Origin of the sequence: Alcanivorax sp. IL3, from assembly GCF_047495465.1 — a bacterium.
In the GTDB taxonomy this organism is placed as follows: domain Bacteria; phylum Pseudomonadota; class Gammaproteobacteria; order Pseudomonadales; family Alcanivoracaceae; genus Alcanivorax; species Alcanivorax jadensis.
Genome location: NZ_CP179931.1, coordinates 3,445,325 through 3,465,574, shown reverse-complemented (window position 1 = coordinate 3,465,574; position 20,250 = coordinate 3,445,325). Strand labels below are relative to the sequence as shown.

The following is a 20,250-nucleotide window of genomic DNA, read 5'->3' as shown; positions in this document are numbered from 1 at the left end:
AACAAGCTTCAGGCGTCGCTGTCATCACCAAACAGCGGCGCCAGGCTTGCCAGTTCCTCCTCCAGATTCCAATGCATTTCCCGGGCCGTCACGTGTAGCAGTATTAGGGCATTGATGGGCGCATCGGACTGACGTTTGCCGCGCAAACGTTTGGTAAAGCAACGGTTCAACTCGTTGAGCGCTGCGTAGCGCGCGTTGAGATCTGCCAGTGACTTGTCGTTCTCCTGATGGCCATTCATATACTGCTGTAGCAGATACAAGCTGGCGGTGCGCACCAGGGTCTCCGTTTGATTGCTGAGCGGTAGATGGAATCTGGCCATCGGGCGCAGAAAACGCGTGTGTGGGCAGTCGCTGAGACCGCAAATCAGACCAAACAGAGAGCTGAGCGCCCGCTGTAGAGTGCTGGTCTGATTGTACTGCCGCTGTGGCGTCTCCACCTGCACGGAAACCGGCTGAAAAGAGTCACCCAGCGCCGACTCCGGCAGCAGAAAAGCCAGGTTGAGCGCGATGGGGCAATAGCGATGCGTCTCTTTTTCCAGCGGGCAGTGGCTGCACTGATGGTAAGTCAGCTCTGCCCATGCAGGCGGGGTGAAACTGTCCGGTATGGCAATGGTGTCATCGACGAGCTCGATGGCAATGCGTTGCTGCCCGCCTTCCGGTGTGGTGAGGGTGTACGCATAATCAGGCTGCATGAACTTTTTCAGACTGTTTCAGTGGCAGCTTGATAAAGAACGTCGTGCCCGTGCCGGGGTGGCTTTCCACGGTCATGGCGCCGCCATGATGGCGAATGATGTCATGACAAATCGACAGCCCCAGCCCGGTTCCCTTGCCGATGGGTTTGGTGGTGTAGAAAGGCTCGAAGATCTGCTCCAGCGTCTCGCTGGCTATGCCGGGCCCGTCATCGGCCACCTTCAAGGTGCACCACTGATCGTCATAGTCCGCGGTAATGGTGATGGTGCCTTTGCCCTCTATAGCCTGTGCCGCATTCACGAACAGGTTCATGAAAACCTGTGAAAGCTGGCTTTCCGAGCCAGGAATCAATGGCAGGGTTTCCAGGTTGGTATGGGTGACATTGATACGGTTTTTCAGCTCGTGCTTGGCCAGATTCAGCGACGTGGCGATGCAGGTGGCAATGTTGGTAGGTGAAAAGAATTCCGGCTGATTGTGAGAGAAGTTTTTCAAGTCGCGGATGATCTGCTTGATGCGCTCAATGCCCTCGCTGGTTTCATCAATCAGCGCGGGGTGGTCTTCCAGAATAAAGCGAAGTTTCTTGTGATCAATTTTCAGTTTGGTCTCAGCCTGAAGAAACTGCTCGAATTTCTCTTCGCTGATGCGTTTCTGCAGACCGCTGATCACTTTCGACATGGCATCCATATATTCCCGAGAGCGATTCAGGTTGGATGACAGCATGGCAATCGGGTTGTTGATTTCATGAGCAATGCCCGCAGAGATAGTGCCCAGGGATGCCATTTTTTCAGAGTGCAGTAGCATGGTTTCCACATGGCTTAGTTTCTGGTCCTTCTCCTTGACCTCCTGGATCAGCTGATTGTTCTCTGTCTTGATATCGGTAATGTTCGTGCCGAAGTAAATGTAGCCATCGTCCTCATCCGAAATATAGGAAAGCGGGAACAGGAACATGTTCATCCAGTAAAGGCTGCCATCCGCGCGCTGATTGCAGACCTCGCCATTCCAGACACCGTTCTCCGCATGCTTGCACTGCATGATGGGGAGGCAGCTGTCATGGCCTTGTGGATGATTGATGCTTTCGTTTTTGCTGACCAGATGGGAAAAGGTATGGCCGCTGAGTGACAGGAACTTGCCATTGGCAAACGTGATGGTGCCCTGGCTGTCTGTGGTCAGCACACAGTATTCATCAATGATACGTGCCAGAGGCCCAAGCAAACTTTTGTTGAGCTTGTATTCGTCCGCATTGACCTCGATCAGATGCATTTTGCGCCCGAAACGGTTGTCTGTCAGGGAGGCGAACTCGGACAGCTTGGCTTCCACATTGATGGAAGTGCGATAGGTTTTATAGAGAAAGAAGATAATGATAAGGAGAATGACAGTGGAGGAGACCAGGAACAGTCCTTGTGCCTCCATGCCGAAACCGATATCGGTTTTGTTCATGATGCTTTCCATGGAAAACGCCTTCCCGTATTTGGCTAGCCGTGATCAGCTTTCATAGCCAAGACTGCGCAGGGTTTTTTTCTGTTCGCGAACGGTTTCCGCCAGGATGCGATTTTCCAGAAGAATATCCCGGAACTTCAGTCCTTCACGAATATTGTCGAGTAGTTGTTCGTCATCCCAGGGTTTGGGAATAAAACGGAATGCGCCGGCCTTGTTGATAGCGGACATGACGGTTTCAATATCAATCACGCCAGTGAGCAGGATGCGGATGGTATCCGGCTGGATATCGCGCAGTTCCTGCAACAGCTCCAGGCCGTTGATCTCCGGCATCATGTAATCGGTAATGACCGCGTCAAAAACGGTAGTGCGTGCCCGACGTAAGGCTTCTCGTGGATCCTGGTAGGTTTCCACGTCCCAGTCGGTGTACGCGTTGATGGTGCGCTTCAGGGCCTTGAGGATGTAATCCTCATCATCGACAAGCATGACCTGATACATATCGCGATCCTCATCCTTGGCCTTGTGGGCGCAGTGCTAAATAATGCATTGGGGGAGGCTGCGCCGGGCCGTCATCTTTGACGATACTCGCCGGTGTCGGTGCTGACAATTGATGGCAGGCCGTGCTGTGTCCCAGTCATGCTGCCTGTTCTGCCGTTGGTCAGGGATGTCCCGATTTCGGAAAATCGTCGCTAGCGGACAGTGGTAATGGCCTTGGTCACCGAGCCGGTGGCAATCAGCCGCTCTTCGCCGCTGGCATTCACCGCCAGGGCTTCCGCGCGCATGGCTGCCAGGGTGCGGCCCAGTCGATCCAGCCGGGCGCGGATGACCACACTTTCGCCCTTCATGGCGGCACGCAGGACGCTGCTGTGCGTTTCGACGGTGACTGGCTGCTGATCTTCGGACAGCGACGGCACCACCGCAAAAAAACAGGCCACGTCCATCAGTGCATAGACAATGCCGCCGTGAAGGGCGCCCATGGGATTGGCAGTGAAATCGTTCACCGCAAAACGCACCTCGCTGCGGCCTTCGCCGGCGCTCAGCAATTCCAGCTCGCAGGCGCTATGCAGGGGGTGGGCAAGAACGGAATCATGGACTTCTTCCAGGCGGCTCATGGTCTCTCTCGTCAGGTAAAGGGGGCTATTACTCTGCCTCGTGCGATGCGGGCTGTGAATGACCGAATGAAACTAAATCCCTTGACCGGGGTCTTCACTATTAGCAGAGTAGAACCCCCTTAACCCACGGCTGGCACCATGAAAGCACTGGTCTGGACATTGTTGCTGATCATCTGCACACACGTGCTGGTGCTTGATGCCATGCATCATGAGCACGATGCCGACGTGGCCATGGAGCAGCTCGACGCCGCTCCCGCTCAGCTGGATGTGCTCGATGCCGGTGGTGATCACTGCTGCCAGTGCCATGGTTTCATGGCCAGCGCGGATTGCGCCCCCGCACGGTTGCCCGCACCGCCGGCCCGGGTGCTGGCGCTGCGCCCTCCCTTGCCGGATGCCCCGGCTGACAATCCGTTCCGCCCTCCCATCGCCTGATCGTTTTCCCGACCCCGTGTCGCGCCTGAGCGCGACAGATTTCGGATAATCGATCAGGAGCTTTCCCATGGAAAGTCTGTCCGCAGTAGTGCGCCGTTGCGCACTGCTACTGCTGCTATGCGCCACCGGCGCGCAGGCAGAAACACCCCCGGCCAGTGGGCCGGCTGGCTGCAGCAACAACTCAACCGCCTGCCCGCCAGTCGGGCCATCAATGCCGAGCAGGAGCGCTGGATGGCGGAAAACCGCGATGCGGCCCAGCCGCTCTATAACCCGGAACTGAACATCGGCTATGAAGACAGTGCCGACACCACCAGAACCGTGGGCCTCAGCCAGACCCTGGACTGGTCCGGCAAGGCCCGCGCCCGCCGCGATGCGGTAGTGGTACGCGACACCCTGGCACAACTGCGCGCCGATAAGGCCCGCGCCAGCCTGCTGGCCGACAGCCTCAATGCCCTGGTGGCATTCGATGCCGCCCGTACCCGCCTGGCGGCCACCCGACAACAGGAACAGCAGCTGTCTGCACTCAGCGAGCTGATACGCCGCCGCGAACAGGCCGGTGACCTGGGGCAGGTGGATGCACAGCTGGCCTGGCTATCGCTGGCCCAGGCCCAGCAGACCCTGGCGCAAGCGGAAAGTGACGCCACCGCTGCCGCCACCCGGCTGCGGCAGGTGTTGGCCAGTGCCCAGCCGGGCCAACCTCTACCGGCGGCTCGCCATTGGCAGGCGGTTGCCGTCAGTACCGATGCCTCACAACGCTTGCCGGCCAGCTTCGATCTGCGTCTGGCCCAGCAGCAGCTGGCGCTGGCCGAGCAGGACGCCACCGTGGCGGGCCGGCAGCGCCGGGCCGATCCCACCCTGGGTGTCAGTGTCGGCAAGGAAGGCGACGATAACCTGTGGGGCGTGGACATCAGCCTGCCCCTGAAACTGTTCAATACCGGCAAAGCCGGCTACCAGGCCGCCTTGGCCGACAGCGACGCCCGCCGTGCCCTGCTGGAGAAAACCCGCGCCGATATCGCCGCCCGCCTGGACGGTGCCCTGCGCGATTACCAGCAGCGTCGTGAGCGCTGGCAAACCTGGCAGCAACTGACCGGCGACACCCTGGCCCGCAGCGACGCACTGCTGGAAAGGGTCTGGCAACAAGGCGAGCTCACCACCCAGAACTACCTGCAGGCCCTTAACCAGCGTCTCGATACCCGCCTGTCCGGTATCGCCCTGCGCGAAGCCATGCAACAGGCTTGGGTCCGATGGCTCCGGGAAAGTGCCCAGCTCAACGACTGGCTGAATCAGCTGGCGAACTAATCCATCAGGTTACGACTGACCTTAACAATTGCTGTAGGAGCGCCACTTGAGGCGCGAATGGTTTCTGCGACAAGCGGTGCCAACTTCTTCGCGCCCTTAACGGCGCTCCTACAAAAAAATTGGAAATTTTATGAAAATCAAAATGAAACTTCAGAAAAAGCCATTGGCGATAGCGCTGCTGGCGACGTTATCTCTCCCCGCCTGGGGCGAAGAAAACCACGCCCATGCCCACAACGAAAGCAACGAAACACAGCAGCATGCCCAGCAACTGGCACCGGACGACAATGCCGGCCACGATAGCCATGACCACGGTGATGCCTCCGAAGATACCCATGAGGAAGAAACGGTCCTGGAGCTAACCACCGAACAGCAGAACATGCTGAACCTGCAGGTCATCACCCTGCAGCCGGAACCCAACGCCACCCGGACCCTGACCGTCCCGGCAGAAATTATCAGCAACCAGTATCGCACCTGGGTAGTACCGGTACGCATCGACTCCCAGGTGCAATCGCGCAGCGCTACCCTGGGTCAGCACATGGAAAAGGGCGAGCCCATCGCCACCCTGTTCAGCCCGGCCATGGCGCAATTGCAAAGTGATTTGCAGGTGGCCGCCGATGCCTGGCGGCGGGTCAACAATCTGGGCCGTCGCACCGTGGGCAACCAGCGTTACCTGGATGCCCGTGGCGACTATCAGGCCCTGCGCGCCCGCGCTAAAGGCTATGGCCTGGATAACGAAGCCATCGCTGCCATCGAAGCCGGCAAAAGCGAAAAGGGCGTCTACACTCTCACCGCCCCGGATGACGGCCTGGTGCTGGAAGATGCTTTTCAGCAAGGCCAGTGGCTCACCGCCGGCAGCGCCCTGGTGACCCTGGTGGATGAATCCGAACTGTGGGCAGAAGCGGCGCTGCCTCCCACGCCGGGTCTGCAGATCGCCACCGGCACCCCGGCGCGGGTCATTGTGGGTGACACCACCGTGGACGGCCAAGTGATCCAATCCGGCCACCGCCTGAACCCGGTCACCCGCACCCTGTCCGTACGCGTGGCCATCCCCAATGCCGGCCACCTGTTGCACCCGGGCATGTTCGCCGATGTGGCGTTGTCGTTGGCTGCTCCCAACAATGCGCTCACCGTGCCCGAAGAGGCGCTCACTCGAAGCGCCGATGGCGACTGGCAACTGTTCGTGGAAGAAGAGCCGGGTTACTACAAACCCGTGGAAATCCAACTCAACGGCCAACTGGAAAACCGCCGCATCGTCACTGGCATGAAACCGGGCACACGCGTGGTCACCCGTGGTGCCTTTTTCCTGGCCAGTGAAATGGCCAAGTCCGGTTTCGATATTCACAATCACTGAGGATCACCGTCATGTTTAATCGACTTGTCGATTGGGCGGTGAACAACCGCCTCATTGTCTTGCTACTACTGATCATCACCATCGGCGTGATCGGCTGGCAACTCCCCAACCTGAAACTGGATGCCTTCCCGGACGTGACCAACGTCCAGGTACAGGTGAACACCGAAGCCGAAGGCCTGGCTGCGGAAGAAGTGGAGCAACTGATCACCTATCCCATCGAGGCGGTCATGTACGCGTTGCCCCAGGTGGCCGAGGTGCGCTCCATCTCCAAGACCGGCCTGTCCATCGTTACCGTGGTGTTCGAGGAAGGCACGGATATCTACTTCGCCCGCCAGCTGGTGTTCGAACGCTTGCAGGCGGCACGGGAAGATATCCCCGACGGCGTCGGTACCCCGGAAATGGGCCCCAACACTTCCGGCCTGGGCCAAGTGTATCAATACCTGCTCACCGCCGAGCCGGGCTCCAATGTGGATGCCATGCAGTTGCGCAGCCTCAACGACTGGGTGGTGAAACTGTTGCTGATGCCGGTGGGCGGCGTCACCGATGTGCTCAGCTATGGCGGTGAAGTGCGCCAGTATCAGGTCAACGTTAACCCCACCCGTTTGCTGGCCTACGACTTGTCACTGCAACAGGTCATGGACGCCATCGCCGCCAACAACCGCAACGCCGGTGGCTGGTATCTGGATCGCGGCGCCGAGCAATTGGTAATTCGTGGCATGGGCTGGGTAGGCAGCGGTGAGCAAGGGCTCGGTGATATCGCCGCCATTCCCCTCAAGGAAGTGGACGGCACCCAGGTGCGCGTCAGAGATGTGGCCAAGGTGGAGTTCGGCGGCGAGATTCGTCAGGGCGCCCTCACCATGACCCGCCGCGATGCCAACGGCGAACCGGAAGCCCTGGGCGAAGTGGTGGCCGGCATCGTGCTCAAGCGCATGGGCGCCAATACCAAGGCCACCATCGATGGCATCAAGGCCCGCGAAGCGCGCATCCAGCAGGCCCTGCCGGACGGTGTGCAGTTCGAGGTGTTCTACGATCAGGCGGATCTGGTGGAAAAAGCGGTGAGCACCGTGGTCACCGCCTTGCTGCTGGCCTTCGTGTTTATCGTCATCGTGCTGGCTCTTTTCCTGATGAACCTGCGCGCCACCGCGTTGGTGCTGCTGTCCATTCCGCTCTCCATCGGCCTGGCCTTGTTGGCGATGGCAAGCCTGGGCATGTCCGCCAACCTGATGTCGCTGGGTGGCCTGGCCGTGGCCATCGGCATGCTGGTGGATGGCTCCGTGGTGATGGTCGAAAACATCTTTAAACACCTGAGTCAGAAAGAGGGCAGTCACGACTCACAGGGCGGCATTGCCTTGAGAGTCAAAGACGCCGCCCAGGAAGTGGCGCGGCCGGTGTTCTTTGCCGCCAGCATTATCCTGGTGGTGTTCCTGCCCCTGTTCGCCTTCGAGGGGGTGGAAGCGAAGATGTTCGTGCCCATGGCTATCAGCATCATGCTTGCCATGACCGCCGCCGTACTGGTGGCGCTGATCGTGGTGCCGGCACTGGCCGGGTTCCTGTTCCGTAATGGCGTGGAAGAAAAACCCAACAAACTGATGCAGTGGCTGGAAGCCCGCTATCGCACCCTGCTGGGCAAAGCCATGCAGGCCCGTAAAGTGGTGGTCGGTGGAGCGGTGGGTTTGTTTGCCCTGGCGCTGGCTACCACGCCGTTTATTGGCACTGAATTCGTGCCCGTACTGGAAGAGGGGACGTTGGCGTTACGTGTGACGCTGGCGCCGTCCTCCAGCCTTGATACTGCGTTGGACGTGGGGAAAAAACTGGAGAAGGAAATCATGGCCTTCCCGGAAGTCACCTACGCGCTCAGCCGGGTAGGGCGTGCCGAAATCGGTGGCGACCCGGAACCGGTGAGCAACGTGGAAATCTATATCGGTCTCAAGCCTGTAGATGAATGGGAGAGCGCCAGCAATCGCCTTGAGCTACAGGAAAAGATTCAGCAGAAACTGGAAAAACACCCCGGCCTGCTGCTCAACTTTTCCCAGCCCATCGCCATGCGCGTGGACGAACTGCTCTCCGGCGTAAAGGCCCAGCTCGCCATCAAACTGTTCGGCCCGGATCTCGACGTGCTGCAGGAGAAAGGCGAAGCCATCACCCAGGCCGTCAAGGAAGTGGAGGGTGCCACCGACGTGCAACTGGAACAGATCGCCGGGGAAGCCCAGCTGGTGGTCACCCCGGACCGCAACGCCCTCAGCCGCTACGGCCTGAGCGTGGATCAGGTCATGGATCTGGTCAGCAACGGCTTGGGCGGCGGCAGCGCCGGGCAGGTGATCAATGGCAACGAGCGCTACGACATCTATGTGCGCCTGGAGCAAGACGCCCGCAAGGATGCCGAAGCCATCCGCAACCTGCGCCTCAAAGCGGCGGACGGTGCCTGGGTGCGCCTCATGGATGTGGCAGACGTATCCCTGGTCTCCGGCCCGCCACAGATCAGCCGCGATGACGTGCAACGCCGCGTGGTTATCCAGGCCAATGTGGCTGGTCGCGACATGGGCTCCGTAGTGGCCGACATCCAGCAGGCCATCGACAGCGACGTCGACCTGCCCGCCGGCTACAGCGTGGACATCGGCGGCCAATACGAAAACCAGCAGCGTGCCCAGCAACGCCTGGCCATGGTGGTGCCCGTGGCCGTGGGCCTGATTGCCCTGCTGCTCTACTTCGCCTTCGGTTCCGTGGCCCAGGCGGCTCTCATTCTGGTCAATGTGCCCCTGGCCCTCATCGGCGGCATCCTCGCCCTGGCGATCAGCGGCCAATACCTGTCCGTGCCCAGCTCCGTGGGCTTTATCACACTGTTCGGGGTGGCGGTGCTCAATGGTGTGGTCATGGTAGAAGCCATCAATCATCGGCTTCGTGATGGCGAAGCGCTGGAGACCGCGATCTTCGAAGGCGCCGTATCCCGCCTGCGCCCGGTATTGATGACCGCGCTCACTTCAATGCTGGGGCTGATTCCTATGCTGCTGGCGACCGGGGTGGGCAGTGAAGTGCAGCGGCCACTGGCGGTGGTGATTGTGGGTGGGCTGGTGTCGGCGACGGCGTTGACGTTGTTGGTGTTGCCTAGTCTTTATGGGGTGTTTTCGAGGGGGAAAGAGGCCGAATTGAAGCGATAAGGCTGTCTCCCCGACCTTAGCAGCCGGGGAGAATTTCCCGTTTTTCACCAGCGCGCAATTTGAATATGTAGGACATGGCTTACATATTTTTGTAAGTTGCTGAGATAAAGTGAATCTTAAGATTTTTCGATGTAAGAAAAGTCCGGGCAAAATTTCCCGTTCAACACGCAAGCACAAGAAAAGTCAGCTGAGAATGATTCCTGGGTTGTGGTTAAAGCATTGATTGGCTGAATTTTTCGGGTAGATCCAGGAGAAGTTGGGACCGGGGATATATTGCAAAGTGATATATCGCATCTGCAATTGAATACGCTGTTATGAGTTTTCCGGGTTTGGATGAGTTCGAAGTGGTTAAGTAACGAGAAAAGAGAATAAAGCTTTACGCTGTCGCGGGCTTCTGGGTGTTAGCTATTCTGGCGGCCATCTCAGGGAGAGCGGAGTTTTTGTTCGCGATAATATGCGTAAGTTTCCTAATGGTAGGGATTAAAGTTGCCTTCAATACTAAGTTCTACGCAATGAAGAAGGCGAAACAACGCCAGGGTATAACGTATTACTTCCCGGTGGTTCGGCTGCTAGCTCTAGCATTATTAATGGTAATGTCGGGTTTCATTGCATGGTGCGTTATATATCTAGTTGGAGGCTTCTCATAACAAGCGGCGGCAGGCGGATCAAATTTCCGCTCGTTCCTCGCTCCAATTTGCCCGATGCGCCGGGCGTTACAAGGCACAACATGACTGTTGATCAAGACACTAAAAAAATAACTACGGGGTCAGGCCTCCCATTTCTCATAAGCGTATCTCGTTCCTACAAATGTCCCACCTTCACATAAATCAACGCCCCGTCCTCTTTCGTGAACGGCGTATGCCGACTCAGGTGAGGGCTGCGCAGCCAGCTGCCTTTGGGGTAGCTGCCATGCTCGTCATAAAAAGTGCCGTCCAGGACAAAGATTTCTTCCCCGCCCCAATGCTGGTGCGATTGGAATTGGGTATGGGGCGCCCATTTCACTAACGCCACGTGCTCACCTTTGAAATCGTGCAGGGGCATCATCGTCAGTCCCTCGACGAGTCCCGGTCGCCAGGCAGTGTTCAAGGTGTCGATCACTTTTGGCTCGGTGTCGTCCTGATCAAATTGATGCAGTTTCACCAGGATCGTTGCGCCTTCCTTGCCGATGCGAGGCGTGTGAGTGGTGCCAATAGGGTTGCGCACGTAGGTGCCCGCTGGGTAGTCCTGATGTTCATCCGAGAACACCCCCTCCAACACCAGAAACTCTTCGCCGCCATCATGGGTGTGGGACGAGAACGCACTATGCGGGGCATACCGCACGATGGAGGTCGCCCGTGCTACCTCGTCGCCGATGCGATCCAGCATCATGCGCTCAACGCCGGGCATGGGTGAGGTGACCCATCGGTAATCCGTGGGACGAATGACCACGCGTTGATCGAAATTTGCATTGAGTAAGGTGGCCATGGTGCGCTCTTTTAAAAATCTTGAGGGTGCTAGTGTCTGCCGGGATAAGCGTCGCGGTCAACGCTTCCAGGAATTGCTGAGGGCCGATCTTTTTTGGGGGGATAGACAAAACGTGCCGGTGCATCGTTTGGTTTGACAGACGATAAGGGTGGCTGTGTCTCGATAACGCAGCGGAGCCTTGTCCAATTGCGGGGTGCGGCGCAGTAGGTGATACTCATTAATTGGAAAATTTCCAACATCGTTGTGAACAGTTTGTGAATGTGCCCTACGGTGCGGGCCAAGGAAGGCTTGCCTCGGACAGGATGAGCTGCCAAGGAACTTTGCGGCGTGTTACTTGACTGAAAAGATATGGCAAACTTGCTGGCCGTGCCGTTGAATGCTGGTCGGTACAGCCTCCTTGTTTTCAACCCCGAAGAGGAAAAAACATGCGTATTGTTCTTGTTTCGTCATTGCTTGCCCTGAGCGCCGCAGCCGTTGCGGGTCCTGAGTGCCAGGAGAAAGATCGTACAAAATGGATGGATAAGGATGCTTTCGAGCAGAAGCTGGTTGACGATGGCTACAAGGTCAAGGTGTTCAAGATCACTGATGGCGATTGTTACGAGCTGTATGGCTGGAATGAGGAAGGCAAGAAAGTTGAGATTTACTATGATCCAGTCACCGGTGAAACACTGAAGACCGAGATCAAGGACTGATTCAAATGGCTACTGTTCAGGTCTGGGATCCGCTGATCCGGATTTTTCACTGGACGGTTGCTGTTGTCTTTGTCGCCAACTATTTTTTCAATGAAAAAGGTGGCGATCTCCACATTATTCTGGGTTATACCGCAGCGGGTATGTTGGTGCTGCGGTTTTTCTGGGGGTTTGTGAGCCATGGTGCTGCACGCTGGTCTGATTTCTTCCCTACACCGTCACGGCTGGTTGCACACTGGAGCAGCTTGCTGCGTGGCGATGGTTACCGTCGGCTAGGGCATACACCACTTGGTGCCGTGGTGATGATCCTCATGATGTCGTGTCTGGCAGGACTCGCCGCTACCGGATATATGATGGAAGAAACCGACATGTTCTGGGGGGTTGAATGGGTGAAAGACCTGCACTGGGGCTTCGCTACGACATTGCTGGGGTTGGTTGTTCTCCACATCCTGGGGGCGTTGTATGAAAGCTATCGCCTCAAGGAAAACCTTCCCTTGTCCATGATTACCGGGCGCCGTCGCCGCTAATACGCATTAGCCGGATTTTACGTGGCGACTTGATTGATGCGTTCCCCCGCTTGGGTAGCCCTGAGCAGCATGCCAAACTATAAACATTAATCGGCAGTACCCACACACTGGCAGTAGAGCGAAAATGATTAACACCAAGATATACAAGGCAGTTTATGGGCTGGCTGAACAGCTGATGGAGGCTGACAGAAAAGGCAATATAGGCGAGTTTGATTCTCTTTATGCGCAGCTACAGGCCATTTGTACCGAGAATGAAAGCACCGACAAGGACCACCCGGAGCAATGGGAGACCCTGGCCGACTTTACCGAAGATCTGGAAGAGGCACTGAAGGGCTACGAAAAAGCCCTGGCGAAGGCCGAGAAGATCAACTCCAAAGACCACCTCTCATCTATCGCATTCTCCATGGCGAAATTGCATGTTGATCTAGGCCAAACCGATGCGGCAATCAAGAAACTGGAAGAAGCAAAAGTCAGCGCTAACAAGATTGAGGACAAAGAACTCAAAGCGGAAATTGATGAGTTGCTGGAAGGCCTACTAGGTGGCTAGAGTCAGCAGGCGAATAAGGGGCCCCGGCAATGACTGAATTTATGCGTGCCCCTCTCTTTGAGAAACAAGGTAGGACATGGATGGCGTCGTCTGGCCACCCATTTCGCCAGATATGAAAGGCCCGGCTTGCCGCATGCCTAACGCACGATGAAAACCGATATATCGCTGTGTTTGACGATGTTTGCGCCATTGGAACGAAGAATGTGAAGTTTGTCGGCAATGCCCGGGGTGTGCGAAGCCATGATAACCAGGTCAGCGCCCGTGTCCTTGATGGCTTCCAAGAGCCGGTCATCCAGTTCCACGGCGGTGTCAGGTGTCGATATGACCTTGCTGTCGGTGTCGATGCCGTGAGCCAGACCTTGTTCCTTGGCAAAGGCACTGAGCTTCTCCGCCAGCTCTTCCGGGCTGTGCGCTGCAGAAGACGGGGCGCTGCTGGTCACGCTGACGTAGCACAGCGTAGAGCTATAGTGTTTGGCAATGTCGATAGCTGTGCTGAGAGTCTTCGGCATTTTGTCGGTGTGTGCCAGGTCGATGGGAACGAGTATCTTCCGGTACATGGCATTTCTCCTTATTCCGAGTCAGTGATTGCATCACTAGATTTCACATTGAAAAGGGTGGCATAGATCAGCGGATGTTGCCAAAAAGATGGGCCGGTCGTTGATCCAGGGCAATAGATCAGGTAGAAATAATAAAAATCAGCGATAGCAGATTTGATGAATGAAATGCCCGTTTTATCGTTTTAAATTGTCCGTTTTAAAACGGCGATCGTTCCTGGCATATCACCAGAAATAAAATATTCCGCCTATCGCGACGGAGGTAAGCGACCGTTCATTAATGATAGGGCTATCGGAAATTCCCTCTCCAAGATAATCCTCTTTGACGACAGCAAGAAAGTGCCAGTGTTTTCCCGGCGTCCAGATAGCGGTCAAGGCGGCCTGATAATTGAGTGAGCTATGTTCACCATAGGCGGGTCGGCCGGGCGCAGTTTCATCGGCGTCCACCCCGTAGAAATGCTCGACTAATCGACCGTCCTGCCAAACCAGTCCCAGAGATGGCGCGATGGTGAAATCTCCCCAGTTAACCCCGCGGCTGACAGTAATGCTCGTTTCCAGGCCGTCGCTCTCATTGCCTATATCTTTCAATAGGTTGGCAGATATTTGATACATGGAATGCTGATAGTCATAAGACAGCCCGGCAAAGACGGTGCGGTGTGTTGTCTCTATGCCGTTAAGTTCACCATTGTCAGCAAAGCCTGAGGTGACTTCATAGAAGCGAGGCGTGACGACCAGCCCCAATACGCTATTGTCTTTTTTAAAGAGATCCAGGCCGACATCAAGGCCTTCCAGGCTGAAGCGTTTATAGCGGATGGAAAAATAGGGGAGCCCTTCGTTTTGTTTATCGACACCGACAAAAGGCCGTTCGGTGATTGACGTTGTGACGCCGATACCGAAGTGGCTGGTGTCATCCAGGGGAGCCCGAGAAAGCGGCGTGTTGATAGCGGTCGGGGCTGCCACGGCCAGTGAAGAGGAAAGAAAAAGAAGGCTGGCGGCGACGTTACGAATACATGCCGAAGAGTATTTGTTGGCAAACATGGAGTCTCCGTAGACTTTAATGAATTGTGGTTTTTGACGGCAGGAGACTGCCCGCGGCTTGTACGGGTCTGGGGTCGCTGCTCTGGCTTATCCAGGCCACCAGCCCGGTGCGTTGTTGTCCGTTGTCGGGTGGAGAAGGTAGCGTGAGGGTCACGGTAGAAGACGGCATGGGTTGATTTTTCCACTGCAAAACAACGAAATCGTGCTGTAAGGTTTTGCCGCGGTTCTCTCCACGTTGTATTGAGGACTCCAGGCCGAGGCCGATCCATGCGGTATTGAGCCGTGCGCTATCGGGAAGCTTGCCCTCGAACGTGGCCTGCAATGTCGGGTGTTGGTAGGTAACCGAAAGAACACCAACCTTTTTCCGTGATAGGGAACCCCGCCAGTTACGATCACGTTGAAAAAAGCCGCGCCACTCATTGCCGTTGATGAAAAAACCAGGGGTGTATACGCGATTTGAGTCGTGAATCTGAGCGTAGCGACGTTGCCGGTCACTAAAGGCCGGGCTGGCATAAGGGTCTGCCCAACCGATGTAATCCCAGTAATCCACGTGAAAACACAATGGGATAAACGTTGAAAATAGCCCTTCTTGCTTTCCCAGCGATTGCAGGAACCGGTCTGCCGGTGGGCATCTGCTGCAATCCTCGGAAGTGTAAAGCTCAATCAAAGAGACTTGTTGTTCGCCACTGCTGAATGTCAGCGGCGTGCTGCCGGCCTGCAGCATTGCAGACAAAAGAAAAAGAAACAGACTAAGCGGCGCGCGCATAAGAGAATCCCTATGGTTTAGGTTTGCGCTTTGATGTCTGTAAGCGGAGTTCGTTACAACCGCGGGAACATCGGGGTCGAGCATCGGGGTCAGGTCTTGCCCCGTGCGTTTGAGCCGAGCTCAACGAGTCCTATTCATTCGCCCAACTTATAGCACCTTTCCGAAACTGCTCTCTAATAAGAACAATCCCCGCTTGCTACTGTGAATCCCATCGCTATAAATCTATGCGTGTCCCGGACCTCGATCCGGACTTTGCTTCCCAGACTTCTCTTTGCTTGCTGGTAATGAACCATTTGGCTCCATACGACCTGTTTAGTCATGTTTTTGCGCGACACTATAACTGGGTCAATGAAGCCCGCTTTGTGAGAGAAAATAACCATGAAAGCTGTTGTTTGCCACCACGGTGACTTTGAGGTTCAGGATGTGGCTGAGCCAGAGCCCGGCAAGGGCCAAATTCTGCTGAATGTGTTGCGCTGTGGTATTTGTGGGTCGGACCTGCATGCCCGGCATCATGCGGATGAACTGGCGGAGGCCACGGAGCGTGTCGGGTACCCCCATATTATGCGCAGTCATGAGCATGTGGTGCTGGGGCATGAGTTTGTGGGTGAGATTGCAGACTACGGTGCAAAAACGCACCGTCGCTGGAAGCCAGGAAAACGTGTTGTGGCCATGCCCATGCGTCGCAATAACGGGGTGGCACACCTGACAGGTTTGTCCACTCAGGCGCCTGGCGCCTATGCCGAACGTGTTCTGGTGGAAGAGTCGCTGGCCTTTCCGGTAACCAACGGAATTTCTGATGACCACGCTGCTTTGACTGAACCCATGGCGGTGTCTCTGCATGCGGTGAATCGGTCCGAGATCCGCCGTCGTGACACGGCGATTGTGATCGGTTGTGGGCCGATCGGTCTGGGCGTGATTGCCATGCTCAAGGCCAAGGGTGTGCGCCATATCGTCGCCAGCGATTACTCGCCGACGCGGCGCAATCTGGCCAAGGCCATGGGTGCTCATGTGGTGGTAGACCCGTCACAAGGTAGTCCTTATGAAGGCCTTGAGAAACGCGGGTTTGTGGTAGATGCGCCGCAGCTGTTCGACATGGCCCTGGATGGCATGGCCATGCTGCGCATGACGCCGTTGCCCTGGGAGCCGTTGTGGCGGGCGGCGGAAGTGGCCGGGGTGACCAACCCGAAACGGCCGGTGATTTTCGAGTGCGTTGGCATTCCGGGAATGATCGAGAGCATCGTCGCGGATGCGCCGTTGCGCTCCTGCATTGTGGTGGTGGGCGTCTGCATGAAACGGGATCACTTTTTCCCGGTGAATGCCATCAACAAGGAAATTGATCTGCGTTTTACCCTGGGCTACATGCCCATCGAATTCCGCGATGCGTTACACATGATTGCCGAAGGCAAAGTGAATGTGGGGCCGATGATTACCGGCACGGTGGGATTGTCCGGAGTGGACGACGCCTTTGCCGCGTTGGGTAATCCGGAGCAGCACGCCAAGATCCTGATTGATCCGGGCCAACTGTGAATCACCAGCGAGGGCCACGATCCGTTACTGCCTTCCATAGGCCATAGGCCATAGGCCATAGGGCAGGGGGCAAGCAATCTGTGCCATTACCTCACAGGTAATGGTATACCAGCGTAAAACCGATAAAATCATCGTTTTCTCGGCGTCTGGGAGGTGAGGTTCATGATTTTTTTTCGCAGTTTGCTTGTCGCCATGCTCGTGATTCTGTCCGCGTACACCGCGGTTGTGGTTGGGAATCACGGAATGAATTTGCTGACGGTCTTCTTCGCCGATATGGCGGCGATAGAGTGGCCAGGCCAATTCAACCTGGATTTCATGTTCATGCTGGCGCTTTCGGCACTCTGGGTGCTGTGGCGGCAGGGAATATCCCTTTCCGGGATCGGGCTGGCGCTGTGCGCGTTTTTCGGGGGCGCTCTGTTCCTCTCCTGCTATCTGCTGGTGCTCAGTGTGCAGACAAACGGGGATGTCCGGAAAATGCTGCTTGGCAGGCATATGCCCGCTCATTCATGAGCGGGTATCTCGGTGGCATGAGAATGCGGCTGCCTTGTCGGTTTGATCGGGGCTAAGCCTAAGCCACCCGGCTGTTGCCCCGAATCATATCCACTGCTTTTTCCGCAATCATCATTGCCGGCGCGTTGGTGTTGCCGCCGATCAGGGTGGGCATGATGGAGGCATCGATGACGCGCAGCCCTTCGATGCCGTGAACGCGTAATTGCGGGTCGACCACGGCGTGTTCATCGGTGCCCATCTTGCAGGAACCCACCGGGTGGTAAACGGTGTCAGTGCGTTGGCGGATCACGTCGCGGATGTCGTCGTCAGTTTTCACATTTTCGGTGAACATGTCCTTCTTCATCCAGCGCTTTAGTGACGGCGCTTCCATGATTTTCTGCGTGATCTTGTAGCCTTCCAGCATGTCTTCCAGATCCTGGGGATCGTCCAGGAAGGCCGGGTCGATCAGGGGCAGGTCGTCCGGGTTGGCGCTGGCCAGTTGCACGCTGCCCCGGCTGCGCGGGCGCAGCAGGCAGACATGACAGGAGTAGCCCTGGGTGAAGTGCATCTTGCGACCGTGATCATCCACCAGGGCGGTGACCATGTGCAGTTGTAGATCCGGGGCGGACAGTTCCGGCCGGGTTTTCAGGAAGGCGCCGGCTTCGGCAAAGTTGGAGGTCCACAGCCCGCGACGTTCCTTGCGATAGGTTGCCATGGCCATTAGCGCCCGCCACATGCCGCCCGGTGACAGGCCGAAGGTAGCCGGATTGTCGGTGGTGTAGCCGAAAATGAAATCCGGATGATCCTGCAGGTTCTTGCCCACGCCGGGCAGATGATGCACCACAGGGATGTTGTGCTTTTTCAGTTCCTCCATATCGCCCACCCCGGACAGCATCAGCAGCTGGGGAGACTGGAAGGCCCCGGCAGACAGCAGCACTTCCTTGCGGACGCGGAGAGTACGCAGCTGTTTGCCCTGCTTGAATTCCACACCCACAGCGCGCTTACCGTCGAACAGGATACGCTGGACCTGGGCCAGGGTTTCCACCTGCAGGTTCTTCCGATCCAGGTGGGGAAACAGGTAAGCCCGCGCGCTGCTCCAGCGCTCGCCATCCTTCTGGGTGACCTGAAAGACCCCGGCACCTTCCTGCTCGGCGCCGTTGAAGTCATCGGTAATGGGGATGTCGCACTCTCGGGCGGCATCCAGGAAGTAATCCTGAAACGGGTTGCCGGTGCGGCTGTCGCTGACCCAGAGCGGGCCGTCGGTGCCGTGGTATTCGTTATCGAGACGCTCGTTGTGTTCATTAAGGCGGAAGTAGGGCAGCACATCATCGTAGGACCAGCCGTCATTGCCCAGTGCGGCCCAGTGGTCGTAGTCTTCGCGGTGGCCACGGATATAGACCATGGCATTGATGGCGGAGGAGCCGCCCAGGCACTTGCCGCGGGGCTGGAAACCCTGGCGACCATTCAGGCCTTTCTGCGGGACTGTTTCCATGACCCAGTTATTGATGGGCTTGGAGAGCATGGCCACGGCGCCGGACGGCACGTTGACCAGCAGCCCGTCACCCTGGCCCCCGGCTTCGAGTAGACAGACGTGGGTGTCAGGGTCCTCGCTCAATCGCCCGGCCAGGGCGCACCCTGAAGATCCCCCACCAATGATGAGATAGTCAAAGTCGTTTTCCATGGCTGCATCCCTTTCTTGTCTGTTATTTACGGTGCGGCTCGACAGAGGCATCTGTTCCGGCCAGCATTCGCTGGTGGGGGCGGGTACCGATATCCATCACAACGTCAGGGAAACAGATTATCACCGGGTTTTTGTGGTGGTAAGTACTGTTTGTGTGACCGGCAGGGCGCTCCTGAGACCTTTTCCATACAAACCGCAGACAGGGAAAAGTCGCCCTGATAAGGCCATTTCCCATCGCGCTTTGCGGTATGCTGAATCAGGGCTCACGTGGCTTTAACGGCGGCTGGTGCCTTATGAATAATGGCTTGTGCGATGCAAGTTTTAGCATCGTGCCAAGGGTCCCTGCGTATGTTTAGATGAGGCCCTTGTTTTTCCCGGCATGCTATCAGTGTGCCTGAGGGCATTATGATGACTGGAGATTACAATGAGAAAGCTGTCTGCAGCGCTACGTCTGGTAACAGATAATACCCGCGCCAAGCCCATGCTGGTGCCGACGCGCAGGAGTATTCGCTTCAACGTGGACCCCAAACGGATTTCAGACTGGCACACTCCGGGCGGGCCCGTGCTGACGGCGTTTCTGAACACCTTCTCCACCATCCTGCCTGTGGGTGAGCGCTTCTTTATCGACAGTGTGCGTGCCTACCGGGATCAGATTACCGACCCCGAGCTGAAGAAGGCGGTGACCGCGTTCATCGGTCAGGAAGCCATGCATGGCCGGGAGCATGAAGAATATAACGATGCCCTGTTTGCGGTTTCCTCGGTGGCGCCCAAATTCGAGCGTCTGGTGGAGGGCGTGCTCAAGACCTTCAACAAGTACAGTGCCCCGGTGTCCCTGAGCGGCACCATTGCCCTGGAACATTTCACCGGACTGCTCGCGGATAGTGTGTTGAGTGATCCTCGCGTTGTTGAAGGCGCCGACCCGGCCTATGCCGCGTTGTGGCGCTGGCATGCACTGGAAGAAACCGAGCACAAGGCGGTGGCCTTTGATGTCTGGACGGCGGTCATGGGTAAAGGTGTTGGCGCCTATGGGCTGCGTTGTTTCGGACTGGGTCTGGCAACGGTGGTGTTCTGGGGGCTGGTGATTCCGGTCTTTCTTGAAGTGTTGCGCGAGCAGGGCAAGCTGACAGACTGGAAGGGCTGGCAGAAGTTTTTCCACTACACCTTCGGCGATATCGGCATGCTGCGTAAGCAGATTGGCAACTACCTGGATTACTTCCGCCCGGGTTTCCATCCCTGGGATCACGATAACCGTGAGTTGCTGCTGCAGATCGACAGTTTCCTGGCTGAGCAGGAAGCGGCTGCCTCCGCCTGATTGTTCCCGCCTGTTCCTTCAGGGCTGACATCATGGTCTGCATGACCATGGTGTCAGCCGGCGTTCATGACCTTCCCTTTTCTCACCGGTGATCACGTTCCCGTGGCCCTGTGACGACCACGACTGACTGCTTCTGACCTGCCTGCGGTGCTTTCCGCGGATGTTGCATACAGAAAAAATCTG

At 56.9% G+C, this 20,250-nt stretch carries 19 protein-coding genes; 10 read left to right on the top strand and 9 right to left on the bottom strand.

Translation table 11 applies throughout. The annotated features are described in order from the left end of the window. Positions 1–8: 8 nt before the first annotated feature. The 4 genes from ACMG4M_RS16145 to ACMG4M_RS16130 form a co-directional block, all read right to left on the bottom strand. Positions 9–692 carry a DUF6901 family protein gene (locus ACMG4M_RS16145; RefSeq protein WP_035250567.1) on the bottom strand — a complete coding sequence of 228 codons (684 nt, stop codon included), beginning with the start codon at positions 690–692 and terminating at the stop codon, positions 9–11. Then, on the bottom strand, positions 682–2,127 hold the full coding sequence (locus ACMG4M_RS16140; RefSeq protein WP_349380415.1) for an ATP-binding protein: 1,446 nt from the start codon (positions 2,125–2,127) through the stop codon (positions 682–684). Before ACMG4M_RS16140 ends, ACMG4M_RS16145 begins: the two co-directional genes overlap by 11 nt. Before the next feature lie 45 nt (positions 2,128–2,172). Next, complete coding sequence (locus tag ACMG4M_RS16135; RefSeq protein WP_035250564.1) at positions 2,173–2,622, bottom strand: response regulator; 450 nt, start codon at positions 2,620–2,622, stop codon at positions 2,173–2,175. 191 nt (positions 2,623–2,813) lie between these two features. After that, the gene (locus tag ACMG4M_RS16130; protein ID WP_035250562.1) at positions 2,814–3,236 is read right to left on the bottom strand and encodes a PaaI family thioesterase; all 423 of its coding nucleotides are present in this window, start codon (positions 3,234–3,236) and stop codon (positions 2,814–2,816) included. Between the two features lie 138 nt (positions 3,237–3,374). Between ACMG4M_RS16130 and ACMG4M_RS16125 the strand changes: the two genes are divergently transcribed. The 4 genes from ACMG4M_RS16125 to ACMG4M_RS16110 all read left to right on the top strand — a co-directional run bounded on the left by ACMG4M_RS16125 (position 3,375) and on the right by ACMG4M_RS16110 (position 9,473). Beyond that, entirely contained in the window at positions 3,375–3,668 is a 294-nt protein-coding gene (locus ACMG4M_RS16125) for a hypothetical protein (RefSeq protein WP_035250560.1), read from the top strand. A 117-nt stretch (positions 3,669–3,785) separates the two neighbouring features. Then, positions 3,786–4,967, top strand: coding sequence for a TolC family protein (locus ACMG4M_RS16120; RefSeq protein WP_414430424.1), 1,182 nt, complete (start codon positions 3,786–3,788; stop codon positions 4,965–4,967). Between the two features lie 142 nt (positions 4,968–5,109). Continuing rightward, complete coding sequence (locus ACMG4M_RS16115; protein ID WP_232222153.1) at positions 5,110–6,318, top strand: efflux RND transporter periplasmic adaptor subunit; 1,209 nt, start codon at positions 5,110–5,112, stop codon at positions 6,316–6,318. 11 nt (positions 6,319–6,329) lie between these two features. Then, a complete protein-coding gene (locus tag ACMG4M_RS16110; protein ID WP_414430423.1) occupies positions 6,330–9,473 on the top strand; it encodes an efflux RND transporter permease subunit in 3,144 nt (1,047 codons plus the stop codon). Positions 9,474–10,274: 801 nt separating this feature from the next. Here ACMG4M_RS16110 and ACMG4M_RS16105 read toward each other — a convergent pair. Beyond that, complete coding sequence (locus ACMG4M_RS16105) at positions 10,275–10,937, bottom strand: cupin domain-containing protein (protein ID WP_414430422.1); 663 nt, start codon at positions 10,935–10,937, stop codon at positions 10,275–10,277. 425 nt (positions 10,938–11,362) lie between these two features. On the opposite strand from ACMG4M_RS16105, the gene ACMG4M_RS16100 reads away from it, so the two are divergent. From ACMG4M_RS16100 to ACMG4M_RS16090, 3 genes are all read left to right on the top strand, one after another. Then, complete coding sequence (locus ACMG4M_RS16100) at positions 11,363–11,629, top strand: PepSY domain-containing protein (protein WP_035245471.1); 267 nt, start codon at positions 11,363–11,365, stop codon at positions 11,627–11,629. Positions 11,630–11,634: 5 nt separating this feature from the next. After that, positions 11,635–12,153 carry a cytochrome b/b6 domain-containing protein gene (locus ACMG4M_RS16095; RefSeq protein WP_272998776.1) on the top strand — a complete coding sequence of 173 codons (519 nt, stop codon included), beginning with the start codon at positions 11,635–11,637 and terminating at the stop codon, positions 12,151–12,153. A gap of 124 nt (positions 12,154–12,277) precedes the next feature. Further along, complete coding sequence (locus ACMG4M_RS16090) at positions 12,278–12,700, top strand: tetratricopeptide repeat protein (RefSeq protein WP_414430421.1); 423 nt, start codon at positions 12,278–12,280, stop codon at positions 12,698–12,700. Positions 12,701–12,837: 137 nt separating this feature from the next. Here the strand turns inward: ACMG4M_RS16090 and ACMG4M_RS16085 are convergent, their stop codons facing one another. The 3 genes from ACMG4M_RS16085 to ACMG4M_RS16075 form a co-directional block, all read right to left on the bottom strand. Continuing rightward, positions 12,838–13,257, bottom strand: a complete 420-nt coding sequence (locus tag ACMG4M_RS16085; RefSeq protein WP_035245466.1) for a universal stress protein — start codon at positions 13,255–13,257, stop codon at positions 12,838–12,840. A 222-nt stretch (positions 13,258–13,479) separates the two neighbouring features. After that, a complete protein-coding gene (locus ACMG4M_RS16080) occupies positions 13,480–14,292 on the bottom strand; it encodes a MipA/OmpV family protein (RefSeq protein WP_272961638.1) in 813 nt (270 codons plus the stop codon). A 16-nt stretch (positions 14,293–14,308) separates the two neighbouring features. Then, positions 14,309–15,058, bottom strand: a complete 750-nt coding sequence (locus tag ACMG4M_RS16075) for a DUF1223 domain-containing protein (RefSeq protein WP_414430420.1) — start codon at positions 15,056–15,058, stop codon at positions 14,309–14,311. 378 nt (positions 15,059–15,436) lie between these two features. Here ACMG4M_RS16075 and ACMG4M_RS16070 point away from each other — a divergent pair, with 378 nt between their 5' ends. Beyond that, positions 15,437–16,585: a zinc-binding dehydrogenase gene (locus ACMG4M_RS16070; protein WP_272961636.1), complete on the top strand. Its 1,149-nt coding sequence runs from the start codon at positions 15,437–15,439 to the stop codon at positions 16,583–16,585. A 162-nt stretch (positions 16,586–16,747) separates the two neighbouring features. Continuing rightward, a complete protein-coding gene (locus ACMG4M_RS16065; protein WP_035245456.1) occupies positions 16,748–17,095 on the top strand; it encodes a hypothetical protein in 348 nt (115 codons plus the stop codon). Positions 17,096–17,153: 58 nt separating this feature from the next. Here ACMG4M_RS16065 and ACMG4M_RS16060 read toward each other — a convergent pair whose 3' ends face one another. Further along, positions 17,154–18,755 (bottom strand): GMC family oxidoreductase, encoded by a 1,602-nt coding sequence (locus ACMG4M_RS16060; protein WP_414430419.1) that lies wholly within the window; start codon positions 18,753–18,755, stop codon positions 17,154–17,156. 424 nt (positions 18,756–19,179) lie between these two features. Between ACMG4M_RS16060 and ACMG4M_RS16055 the strand changes: the two genes are divergently transcribed. Next, on the top strand, positions 19,180–20,067 hold the full coding sequence (locus ACMG4M_RS16055) for a metal-dependent hydrolase (RefSeq protein ID WP_052042478.1): 888 nt from the start codon (positions 19,180–19,182) through the stop codon (positions 20,065–20,067). Positions 20,068–20,250: the final 183 nt, after the last annotated feature.

Coding starts and splice junctions, on each gene's coding strand:
- ACMG4M_RS16145 (WP_035250567.1), bottom strand. CDS start 692: ATGCAGCCTGATTATGCGTACACCCTCACCACACCGGAAGGCGGGCAG.
- ACMG4M_RS16140 (WP_349380415.1), bottom strand. CDS start 2,127: ATGAACAAAACCGATATCGGTTTCGGCATGGAGGCACAAGGACTGTTC.
- ACMG4M_RS16135 (WP_035250564.1), bottom strand. CDS start 2,622: ATGTATCAGGTCATGCTTGTCGATGATGAGGATTACATCCTCAAGGCC.
- ACMG4M_RS16130 (WP_035250562.1), bottom strand. CDS start 3,236: ATGAGCCGCCTGGAAGAAGTCCATGATTCCGTTCTTGCCCACCCCCTG.
- ACMG4M_RS16125 (WP_035250560.1), top strand. CDS start 3,375: ATGAAAGCACTGGTCTGGACATTGTTGCTGATCATCTGCACACACGTG.
- ACMG4M_RS16120 (WP_414430424.1), top strand. CDS start 3,786: ATGCGCCACCGGCGCGCAGGCAGAAACACCCCCGGCCAGTGGGCCGGC.
- ACMG4M_RS16115 (WP_232222153.1), top strand. CDS start 5,110: ATGAAACTTCAGAAAAAGCCATTGGCGATAGCGCTGCTGGCGACGTTA.
- ACMG4M_RS16110 (WP_414430423.1), top strand. CDS start 6,330: ATGTTTAATCGACTTGTCGATTGGGCGGTGAACAACCGCCTCATTGTC.
- ACMG4M_RS16105 (WP_414430422.1), bottom strand. CDS start 10,937: ATGGCCACCTTACTCAATGCAAATTTCGATCAACGCGTGGTCATTCGT.
- ACMG4M_RS16100 (WP_035245471.1), top strand. CDS start 11,363: ATGCGTATTGTTCTTGTTTCGTCATTGCTTGCCCTGAGCGCCGCAGCC.
- ACMG4M_RS16095 (WP_272998776.1), top strand. CDS start 11,635: ATGGCTACTGTTCAGGTCTGGGATCCGCTGATCCGGATTTTTCACTGG.
- ACMG4M_RS16090 (WP_414430421.1), top strand. CDS start 12,278: ATGATTAACACCAAGATATACAAGGCAGTTTATGGGCTGGCTGAACAG.
- ACMG4M_RS16085 (WP_035245466.1), bottom strand. CDS start 13,257: ATGTACCGGAAGATACTCGTTCCCATCGACCTGGCACACACCGACAAA.
- ACMG4M_RS16080 (WP_272961638.1), bottom strand. CDS start 14,292: ATGTTTGCCAACAAATACTCTTCGGCATGTATTCGTAACGTCGCCGCC.
- ACMG4M_RS16075 (WP_414430420.1), bottom strand. CDS start 15,058: ATGCGCGCGCCGCTTAGTCTGTTTCTTTTTCTTTTGTCTGCAATGCTG.
- ACMG4M_RS16070 (WP_272961636.1), top strand. CDS start 15,437: ATGAAAGCTGTTGTTTGCCACCACGGTGACTTTGAGGTTCAGGATGTG.
- ACMG4M_RS16065 (WP_035245456.1), top strand. CDS start 16,748: ATGATTTTTTTTCGCAGTTTGCTTGTCGCCATGCTCGTGATTCTGTCC.
- ACMG4M_RS16060 (WP_414430419.1), bottom strand. CDS start 18,755: ATGGAAAACGACTTTGACTATCTCATCATTGGTGGGGGATCTTCAGGG.
- ACMG4M_RS16055 (WP_052042478.1), top strand. CDS start 19,180: ATGAGAAAGCTGTCTGCAGCGCTACGTCTGGTAACAGATAATACCCGC.